This window comes from Xenorhabdus sp. PR6a (assembly GCF_028599065.1).
In the GTDB taxonomy this organism is placed as follows: domain Bacteria; phylum Pseudomonadota; class Gammaproteobacteria; order Enterobacterales; family Enterobacteriaceae; genus Xenorhabdus; species Xenorhabdus doucetiae.
Map to the genome: position 1 here is coordinate 1 of NZ_JAQRFJ010000083.1, position 10429 is coordinate 10429.

General features: G+C 46.7%; 9 protein-coding genes. 5 read left to right on the forward strand and 4 right to left on the reverse strand.

Annotated elements, in window-relative coordinates:
• The first annotated feature begins 59 nt into the window (after positions 1 to 59).
• A complete protein-coding gene (locus PSI15_RS16020) occupies positions 60 to 971 on the forward strand; it encodes a DMT family transporter (protein ID WP_273584398.1) in 912 nt (303 codons plus the stop codon).
• Here PSI15_RS16020 and PSI15_RS16025 read toward each other — a convergent pair.
• The gene (locus PSI15_RS16025; RefSeq protein ID WP_273584399.1) at positions 912 to 2345 is read right to left on the reverse strand and encodes a sensor histidine kinase; all 1434 of its coding nucleotides are present in this window, start codon (positions 2343 to 2345) and stop codon (positions 912 to 914) included. The genes PSI15_RS16020 and PSI15_RS16025 overlap by 60 nt on opposite strands.
• On the reverse strand, positions 2342 to 3007 hold the full coding sequence (tctD, locus tag PSI15_RS16030; RefSeq protein WP_273584400.1) for a transcriptional regulator TctD: 666 nt from the start codon (positions 3005 to 3007) through the stop codon (positions 2342 to 2344). The genes PSI15_RS16025 and tctD overlap by 4 nt, the downstream gene beginning before the upstream one ends.
• A 284-nt stretch (positions 3008 to 3291) precedes the next feature.
• Between tctD and PSI15_RS16035 the strand changes: the two genes are divergently transcribed.
• Genes PSI15_RS16035 through PSI15_RS16045 form a run of 3 tightly spaced genes read left to right on the forward strand, consistent with a single transcriptional unit; the run spans position 3292 to position 6242 of the window.
• Positions 3292 to 4266 (forward strand): Bug family tripartite tricarboxylate transporter substrate binding protein, encoded by a 975-nt coding sequence (locus PSI15_RS16035; RefSeq protein WP_273584401.1) that lies wholly within the window; start codon positions 3292 to 3294, stop codon positions 4264 to 4266.
• 13 nt (positions 4267 to 4279) lie between these two features.
• Positions 4280 to 4711: a tripartite tricarboxylate transporter TctB family protein gene (locus PSI15_RS16040; RefSeq protein ID WP_273584402.1), complete on the forward strand. Its 432-nt coding sequence runs from the start codon at positions 4280 to 4282 to the stop codon at positions 4709 to 4711.
• A 10-nt stretch (positions 4712 to 4721) separates the two neighbouring features.
• Positions 4722 to 6242, forward strand: a complete 1521-nt coding sequence (locus tag PSI15_RS16045; RefSeq protein WP_273584403.1) for a tripartite tricarboxylate transporter permease — start codon at positions 4722 to 4724, stop codon at positions 6240 to 6242.
• A 59-nt stretch (positions 6243 to 6301) separates the two neighbouring features.
• Here the strand turns inward: PSI15_RS16045 and fabB are convergent, their stop codons facing one another.
• On the reverse strand, positions 6302 to 7516 hold the full coding sequence (fabB, locus tag PSI15_RS16050) for a beta-ketoacyl-ACP synthase I (protein ID WP_045971511.1): 1215 nt from the start codon (positions 7514 to 7516) through the stop codon (positions 6302 to 6304).
• A gap of 203 nt (positions 7517 to 7719) precedes the next feature.
• On the opposite strand from fabB, the gene mnmC reads away from it, so the two are divergent.
• A complete protein-coding gene (mnmC, locus tag PSI15_RS16055; RefSeq protein WP_273584404.1) occupies positions 7720 to 9768 on the forward strand; it encodes a bifunctional tRNA (5-methylaminomethyl-2-thiouridine)(34)-methyltransferase MnmD/FAD-dependent 5-carboxymethylaminomethyl-2-thiouridine(34) oxidoreductase MnmC in 2049 nt (682 codons plus the stop codon).
• A 292-nt stretch (positions 9769 to 10060) separates the two neighbouring features.
• On the opposite strand, the gene PSI15_RS16060 is transcribed toward mnmC, so the two are convergent.
• Positions 10061 to 10429, reverse strand: a 369-nt coding sequence (locus PSI15_RS16060) for a transposase (RefSeq protein WP_273584405.1), incomplete at its 5' end; no start/stop codon positions are given.

Here is a 10429-nt window from a genome sequence, read left to right on the forward strand (position 1 = left end):
AATAAATCGGTCACTGCTAAACTAAACCAACAATACACTGATATAAATAATCTAGCTTGATGAAGAACTTATTGTTTCCCCTCGTCGCGGTACTGATCTGGTCAATCAATGCCGTTGTCAGTAAAGCGGCGGCTACGCTGATTGAACCCGCCGCCATTGCTTTCTACCGATGGTTCATCGCCTTTCTGGTTTTGACACCTTTTGTCTTATTGCCCGTTCTGAAACAGCGGAAAATCGTGGCCCAATACTGGTGGAAGTTATTAATTCTGGGATCGCTGGGCATGGTGCTGAACCAAAGCCTGGCCTATTACGCCGCCCATACCGTCAGTGCGACAATCATCGGTATTTTCACCTCACTGATCCCCTTATTAACCGTCATTATCAGTATCTTTGCCCTGCGGGTTGCGCCGACGGTGGGTATCACCCTCGGCACCGCGCTGTCTGTATTCGGTTTGTTATGGCTGGTCAGCCAAGGAGAACCGCCTTCCTTATTGCAGCATGGTCTGGGTACTGGAGAAGTGATGATGTTTATTGCCGCCGCTTCGTATGCTTTGTACGGCGTTTTAACCAAACGCTGGGCGATTCCCTTACCCAACTGGCAATCACTCTATATGCAAATTGGCTTTGGCGTTTTATTACTGCTGCCCAATTTTATGATGACAGAGAATATTCAATTAACGGCTGATAATATTTCCCTTGTCCTGTTTGCCGGCATTCCCGCCTCCATTATTGCACCCTATTTATGGATACAAGGAGTCGCGCGCATTGGGGCCAATATGACGTCTATTTTTATGAATCTGGCGCCCGTTTTTACGGCTATCATTGCTATCGTGGCACTGCATGAAAAAATGCACAGTTATCACTTAATTGGGGGAAGTATTGTGCTGTTCGGTGTAATACTCGCCCAGCAATTACGTATTCCGCTCACTCGCAGAAAGCCGGAATATAATTCGAACGAGCAATCCTCCTAATCGTTCGCCGGGCAAAAGCTGGAGCGTGGCGCCATGATACAGGCTGACCTCTTTCACAATGGTCAGCCCCAACCCCGCCCCCTCCAGCCCGGCAGCATTATCCAATCGGTTAAACGCCATAAGCGATTGATAAATATCCTCTTGGGCAATCCCCGGCCCTGAATCTTCGATCTCAAGGCAGCCCTGTTTTTTATCCGGCATAATGTGCACTCTGCCCGTTACCACGCCCATTTGCGGCGTATATTTGATGGCATTATCCAACAGATTGGCGCACATTTCGGCTAACAATAGCGGATCGCCTTTGATCCACAAGGCGTCTTCCCCTTCATAGCCTAAATCAATATCTTTACTTTCTGCTTGCTGTAAGCGGGAAAAACAGGCTTGTTGCAATAATTCCACCATATTGACCGGTTGATAATGCTGTATTGCCTCTTTTTTATGCACTTTAAGCTGTGAAAATTGCAATAAGCGATCAATCAGTGAAATCATGTTGTCCACACTTTGATCAATCGCCGTCAGTGTGTTGCTTCTCTGTTCTGGATTTTGTTCCGCACGTGCGACGGCAACCTGTGTTTTCAGCACCGCCAAAGGTGTCCCCAGTTGATGGGAAGCGTCGGCGCTGAACCGCTCCTGACGTTCTACCATTAACTGCAACCGTTCGATATAACGGTTGAGCGCTTGAAGTAATGGAGAAAGTTCAGACCACGGCAAAATATCTGGCAAGGGTGTCAGATCATTCGCAGCACGGCGGATCATCATGCCTGACAGTTTTCGCAATGGCTTAAGCAGGAGTTTGAGCAGAATATACGCAAGGAGCAAAGTCAATAAGACAACCGCGCCTTGATTCATCAGGGATGAAAGCAGTAATTGGTGCGCCATATACTGACGGGACATCACGGTCTCTGCCACCAATATTAACGCCATTCCCATAGTGCCCCCTTCATTAATCGGCTGATACAATCCCACCACCCGTATTGGTTGCCCCTGATATTCTGCATCATAAAAATAGGCCAAGGCGGTATATAAAGGCGAACGCTGAATGTGCGGCGGTATCCGGGGAAGGTCATCGTAGCCGGAAATCGTCTTTCCTTCCGGTGAGATAACCTGATAGTACAAGCGATCGTTCGTATTGCGTTCAAAGCTGTCCAAGACAACATAAGGCACATCAACGATCAAACGCCTCTCCTTCACTGTCAAACGTTCAGCGACGGTTCTGGCTGAGGCCAACAAGGTTCGGTCATAAGCCAGCATGGTAGAATTTTTCACACTGACATACTGGCTATAAACAGAAGCGCAGCCCAACAACAATAACGGTACGCCGAAGAACAACAGCAATTGGTGGAATAACGAACGCGGTATTTTCACAGACTTCATTGCAGCAACTCCAACCGATAGCCCAATCCACGCAAGGTTTTGATCCCGATATCACTGTTGAGTAATTTTTTCCGCAACCGGTGCACATACAGTTCGATACTTTGTGGGTTTGCTTCATCTGCCAAGGAAAACACCTGCTCAAACAGTTGCTGTTTAGAAACCGGACGCCCCCTGCGATGAAAAAGTGTTGTCAGGACAGATAATTCCCTGGGCGTCAGTGCCAGAGGGATATGGTTTAACAGAAAATACCCTTCATCTTCATAAGCTAATGAACCGAATTTCTGTGTCTCTTGCGGTATCGCCGTGCTACGACGCAACAAGGCACGAACGCGGGCTTCCAGTTCCTGAAAATCAAAAGGCTTGGTCAAATAATCATCCGCCCCCGCATTCAACCCCTTCACCCGATCCGTCACCTCGGTTTTGGCGGTTAATAACAATACCGGTAAGTTTTGACCGCGCTTACGTAACCGCGATAACAGGGATAATCCATCCAATCTGGGTAAGGCAACATCCAGAATCAATAACGCATAATTTTCCGTCTGCAATAACTGATCGGCCACCACACCATCTTCCGCCAGATCCACCACAAACCCAGAATGATTCAATGCCTTCTGTAACCAATGTAATAAATCGGGATGATCCTCAACCAATAAGAGACGCATGAATAATACCTATTGTTAAAAATTAACCAGAGAAATAAAGCGGAGATATAACACAATTGCAATATGAAGGTTTAGCAATTGCTTATGGGTTAACAAAAAACCCAAACTCAAACAAATAATTAACAAAAATATGCAAAACGCCGCACAAATTAAGCGACTAGGGTCACATCCATATGATTTTTATTGTTAATGAAAGGTAATTGAAAGGTTTCAACTATATAAATAAACACCTGCCAGAAATTTAGCCTTCATCTCTTTGTACTGGCATTATGCGAGGAATAAAAATGAAAAAATTCATAACCTTATTAGCTACTGCAAGCCTGCTTCTTTGTAGTAGTGCTTTTGCCACCGCAGCGCCCAATAGAACCGAATGTATTGCACCGGCCAAACCCGGTGGAGGCTTTGATTTAACCTGTAAACTCGTCCAAATCTCACTATTGGAAACCCAAACCATAGATTCGCCCATGCGGGTGACATTTATGCCCGGTGGTGTCGGTGCGGTTGCCTATAATGCCATCATTGCCCAAAGACCCGCTGAACCCGGCACGATTGTTGCGTTCTCTGGCGGTTCGCTATTGAATCTTGCTCAGGGCAAATTTGGTCGTTACAACGTCAATGAAGTACGCTGGCTGGCCAGTGTCGGTACCGACTACGGTATGATTGCGGTGAACTATGACTCCCCTTACAAAAACCTGACGGATTTGATGGCAGCGTTTAAAAAGGCCCCTGAGAGTATTGTGTTTGGTGCTGGCGCGTCTATCGGTAGCCAAGACTGGATGAAAACCGCATTACTGGCCAAAGAGGCGGGTATTGATCCCCGCAAAATGCGCTATGTCGCTTTCGAAGGTGGCGGTGAGCCTATCACGGCGTTGTTGGGAAATCATATCCAAGTCGTCTCCGGTGACCTGAGTGAAACTTTACCTTACCTTCACGGCGATAAGATCCGCATACTGGCTGTTTATGCGGAGAAACGGTTAGGTGGTGAGCTGGCAAATATTCCAACCGCAAAAGAACAGGGTTATGACCTTGTTTGGCCGGTCATTCGTGGCTTTTATATGGGGCCAAAAGTTTCTGATGAGCAATATCAATGGTGGGTAGAGACCTTTCAAAAACTGCAACAATCTGCGGAATTCAAACAACAACGTGAGCTACGTGGGTTATTTGAATTCAATATGACAGGCAAAGAACTGGATGACTATGTGAAAAAACAGGTCATTCAATACCATGAAATGGCGAAATCCTTTGGTTTAGCCAAATAACGGGAGCGGCATCATGAGCGATCGCATCTTTGCCACGGTATGGCTGATTCTGTGTGGAATTGGCCTGATGATTGGATGGGGAATTCATAGCGAATATAACTATGAACCTCTAGGCCCTCGTCCGTTTCCCATCGTTATTATTTCACTCATGGCACTCTGTGCTTTACTGTTGCTGTTTAAAAAACCGGATCCCATCCACTGGCCAACGCCACAAGTGTTACGTCGCTTGGCCTTGTTGGTGATTTCACTTGCCATTTATGCCGGGTCATTTGAGTGGTTGGGTTTTCCGCTCGCCACTACATTATTGACGATTTGTGTGGCATTACTCTTTAACGCCACGCTCCTTATCGCAATTATTTCCGGTGTATTTCTGGGTATTTCGCTCTTTTTTGCTTTTGATCGTCTGTTAGATGTCACGCTGCCCGTCGGCAGTTGGCTCAGTTGAGGAGATAATCATGGACACTTGGCTATATCTGAGCCACGGTTTTGAAGTCGCATTAGTGCCGAAAAATTTGCTCATTGCACTGATTGGTTGCTTTATTGGTACGGTTGTTGGGTTATTACCCGGCCTGGGGCCTATCAATGGAGTCGCAATCCTGTTACCACTGGCTTTTGCCCTGAAATTACCCGCTGAATCAGCTTTAATCTTATTGGCTACCGTCTATATTGGCTGCGAATACGGAGGCCGTATCTCTTCGATCTTACTGAATGTACCGGGAGATGCAGCCGCTATCATGACAACCCTTGACGGCCATCCCATGGCAAAGCAAGGACGGGCAGGTGTTGCACTCTCTATCTCTGCCGTCAGTTCGTTTTGTGGTTCACTGCTGGCTATCCTTGGCATCATCTTATTTGCCCCGTTGTTAGCACAATGGTCTTTAGCATTCGGGCCTGCTGAGTACTTTGCCCTGATGGTCTTTGCTATTGCCTGCCTCGGCAGCATGATGAGCCAAAACCCGGTAAAATCACTATTGGCAGCCCTAATCGGTCTGGCGTTAGCCACCGTCGGCGTAGATGCCAATACAGGCGTTTACCGTTTTACCTTTGATAGCGTCCATCTCTCCGATGGGATTCAATTTATTGTGGTTGTTATTGGGCTGTTTTCCGTCAGTGAAATTTTATTGATGCTGGAAAGCACGTCTATGGGTCAAAAAGCCATCAGTAAAACAGGACGCCTGCTTTTCAATAAAAAAGAAGCGGCAACGTGTGTCGGGCCAACCTTGCGTTCCTCACTGATTGGCTTTTTCGTGGGAATATTACCGGGTGCCGGGGCGACCATCGCCAGTGCCATCACCTATATGACAGAAAAAAAGCTCAGCGGTAACAGTGATTCATTCGGCAAAGGGGATATCCGCGGTGTCGCCGCCCCAGAAGCAGCCAATAACGCCTCAGCCTGTGGTTCATTCATTCCCATGTTGACGCTCGGTGTACCCGGTTCAGGGACAACCGCCGTGATGATGGGGGCTTTGACCCTTTATAACATCACGCCGGGCCCCACCATGTTCACAGAACAGCCGGATATTGTCTGGGGGCTGATTGCGGCTTTGTTGATCGCCAATATTTTGCTGCTGATCATGAACATTCCGATGATTGGGCTATTTACCCGTATGCTGAATATTCCAATGTGGTTTCTGGTTCCTGCCATCGCCATTGTTTCCGCCGTTGGCGTCTATGCCATTCACAGTACCACGTTTGATCTTATGTTGATGGTTGGGTTAGGCGTTTTCGGTTATATACTGCGAAAAATGAATTTCCCAATGTCACCCCTGATCTTAGGTTTCGTCTTGGGCGGCATGCTGGAACAAAACCTGCGGCGGGCACTCTCCATCAGCAATGGAAATTTTGACATCCTGTGGAGTAGTACGATTACTCAGGTTTTGCTGGTGCTGGCGGTACTGGTGATTGTTATCCCACCGGTTCTGCGCATCATTAATAGACGCCGCAATAAACACCACAATAAAGCCATAACTCACTAATTAAAAAGCCAATCCACCTCGTCAGTGGATTGGCTTTCATTCATTGCAGTTGCGGATAATCAGTTTGAATACTTACGCATCACCAGGGATGCATTTGTCCCCCCGAACCCGAAGCTATTGGACATAACTGTCTTTAGCTCGCGTTTGGTGGGTTCAGTAATAATGTCCATGCCCTGTGCTTTTTCATCCAAATTTTCAATATTGATGCTTGGTGCAATAATGCCATGTTCCAGCATCAACAAACTGTAAATCGCTTCATGAGCACCCGCTGCCCCTAATGAGTGCCCGGTCATCGCCTTAGTGGCGGAAATGGCCGGCGTATTGTCACCGAAAACCTCCCGGATGGCTCCCAGCTCTTTCAAGTCACCAATTGGCGTCGACGTTCCGTGGGTATTGATGTAATCAACGCCACCTTCAATGCCATCCAGTGCCATCTTCATACAGCGCACCGCGCCTTCCCCGGAAGGGGCAACCATATCGGCACCATCTGAATTTGCCCCATAACCGATGATCTCAGCATAGATATGCGCACCACGGGCTAATGCGTGCTCTAATTCTTCAACAACAACAATCCCGCCGCCGCCGGCAATCACAAAACCATCACGGTCCTGATCATAAGTACGGGAGGCTTGTTCTGGTGTTTCATTATATTTGGTGGAAAGTGCGCCCATTGCATCAAATTCACACGCCATTTCCCAACTGAGTTCTTCACCGCCCCCGGCAAAAATAACATCTTGCTTACCGAGTTGGATTAATTCAACGGCATGGCCAATACAGTGTGCCGACGTTGAACACGCAGAACTGATGGAGTAGTTGACGCCCTTGATCTTAAACGGTGTGGCTAAACACGCTGATACGCCAGAAGCCATTGCACGTGTGACCATATAAGGCCCAACGCCACGCAACCCACGGGCACGCATACCATCGGAGCCAGCCACTTGGTTATAAGGAGAGCCGCCGCCTGAACCAACCACCAAGCCAGTACGCAGGTTAGAAACTTGTTCATCGGACAGGCCAGAATCTTTAATGGCCTCATCCATTGCCAGATAAGCATAAATAGAGGCGTCACTCATGAAACGTAGAACCTTGCGGTCAATCAAACCAGTCGTATCCAGTTTTACATTGCCCCAGACGTGGCTGCGCATTCCCATCTCTTTAAATTTTTCTGAGAAAGTTATCCCGGAACGGCCCTCTTTCAGAGATTCCAGCACCTCTTTCTGGTTATTACCAATACTGGAGACAATACCCAGACCAGTGATTACTGCACGTTTCATTACTTACCTCATCAATATGTTTACCAGCAGGATTTACTCAACTGCAATTTAGCGTACACTTGTACGCTGAACAAGTCCGATCAGGTTAAAAATTCAAAGAAAGATTGATCTAAACTCAACTTGACGCTTTAGCATGGGTGGTGCAACCCAATGAAGACCGTTAAAATCCCGATATTATTGTTATCAACAGTACAGGCATTATTGTGAAAAGCAGTGCTATCAGCAACGCAACCCTAAGCTGGAACGAGCAAGGAACCCCCATTTCAGAGCAGTTTGATGATGTTTATTTTTCCAATCAAGATGGCCTGGAAGAAACATTGTATGTATTTTTGCAAGGTAATCACTTTCCACAACGTTTTACGACCCATTCCCGTCCAGAGTGCGTTATTGCAGAAACTGGATTCGGTACTGGATTGAATTTCCTGACACTTTGGCGAGCTTTCGCTCATTTTAGACAACAATATCCTGAAGCTGCATTAAAACGGCTGCATTATATCAGTTTTGAAAAATACCCATTACAAGCGGCTGACCTGCAAACAGCGCACCAACGTTGGCCAGAACTTAACGTGTTTTCTGCACAATTATGCCAGCAATGGCCCTTACCGCTAGCTGGCTGTCATAGATTGATTCTGGATAATGGCGCTATCACGCTGGATCTTTGGTTTGGGGATGTCAATGATCTGTTACCGAAAATCAATTTAAACCTGACAGGGAAAGTTGATGCCTGGTTTTTAGATGGCTTTGCGCCAGCAAAAAATCCACAAATGTGGAGTGAACAGTTGTTCGCTGCAATGGCAAAATTTTGCCGTCCTGAAGGGACGTTTGCGACCTTTACCTCCGCCGGTATCGTCCGCCGAGAGTTGCAAAAAGCAGGTTTTAATGTCGCTAAAGTTAAAGGATTTGGGCGTAAACGAGAGATGCTAACTGGCACCCTATCCCCGTTAAGTGATCCACTTCCCTTACCTGATACGCCGTGGTTTTCCCGCCAAGCGGCTACCCATACCGATGATATTGCCATCATCGGCGGCGGTATTGCCAGCGCACTGACCGCACTGGCTTTACTGCGCCGTGGCGCCAAGGTCACGCTATACTGTCAGGATGCGCAACCTGCTCAAAATGCCTCCGGTAATCAACAAGGGGCGCTTTATCCCTTACTCAATGGTAATAACGATCCATTAGAACGCTTTTTTACATCAGCATTTACGTTTTCCCGCCGTCAGTACGATCAATTAATTGATGAAAATATCCCTTTTGACTACCAATGGTGTGGGGTCAGCCAGTTAGCTTATGATGAAAAAAGCGCGAATAAAATTGGCAAAATGCGACGGACAGCATGGCCGGACGAAATGGCCCTTGGTATGGATCGCCGCCAATTAAGCCACGTCAGTGGGTTAGATGTAAATTACGATGGCATTCACTATCCGCAAGGAGGGTGGTTATATCCCGCACAATTGACTCAAGCGGTGATTAAACGGGCTGAACAACAGGGAATGAAGGTTTATTTTAATCATAAAGTGACTCAGTTCATTCAAAATGAAAACGGCTGGCAGTTGCAAATTGAACATAAAGCAAATCTGCAATGCAAGGATCACAACGTGGTCATTATTGCCAATGGTCACTGCCTGCCGCAATTTGAACAAACTCAAAAACTCCCTGTCACTGCGGTTCGTGGTCAAGTTAGCCATATTCCAACCACGGATGACTTGCGCCAATTAAAAAGTGTGCTGTGTTACGATGGCTACATGACGCCCGTCAATCCTAACAATCAATATCACTGTCTCGGTGCCAGTTATCAGCGCAATCAGTTGAACACTCTGTATTCCTCTGCCGAGCAACAAGAAAACCGCGATCGTTTATTAAAATGTTTTCCTGATGTTGATTGGCCACAGCAAGTTGACATTTCAGCAGAAAAATCCCGCCAGGGTATCCGCTGTGTCATTCGGGATCATATGCCCATGATCGGAAATGTGCCTGCTTTCAGTGAGCTTATGGATAAATATGCGAATTTATCCCTACAAATAAACACGAATAAGGTTATTGACGAATCCCCTTATTACCCGAATTTATTTGTGCTTGGTGCGTTAGGCTCGCGTGGATTATGCTCTGCGCCTTTAAGTGCAGAATTACTGGCTAGCCAGATTTTTGGCGAAGCGCTACCGCTTGATGATGAAACATTGGCGGCTTTACACCCAAATCGCTTTTGGGTTCGGAAGCTATTACGTGGCAAAGCGGTGAAGGCAGAAAAACCTTAAAGTGATTCACTCTGCTGCGTCAGGTATGGCAAAAATCATACCTGGTGCCAGTGCCAAGAGCTTATTCTCAAAAACGGGCATTATACTCAAGTTCAGTGCCTATTCCGGCATTAATGAGCCAATGCCTCATTACGCAATATAGCCCAAATGCAGCTATTCCGTTTGCACATGATCATCGACTATCCCACACAGTTCAGGTATAAATCGAAATAATTTCGCAGCGAAACGTTCTATTACAGGTAATTGGGTTGCATCTGATTTTTGTGTTAAGTAATCAAGAAAAATTAATTGCCTATTTTTCACCGTAACCGCCCAACAATGCATTGATTTCTTCTTCCATCGTCTCTTGAGTCCAGGTCATCAATCGTCGCCAGTGATATTTGGCTTGCTTCCAGACGATCTCAATCAGATTCAATTCAGGGCTGTACGTCGGAAGGTAAAGTAAAAACAGATTATGCTCACGTAACCACTCCACTTCTCTTTTTGTCTCAATGTGATGATGGATGCGGGCATTATCCAGCACTAAAAATGTCAGGCGGTTTTCCCCTTGTCTGGCCACCTGCTCTAAAAAATCAATCACGTCATTTCGCGTGATATTGCCTGAGACGGTCTGATAAAACAGACTGTTGTCTGTGTAATTCAGTGCCCCGGGGACAGAACG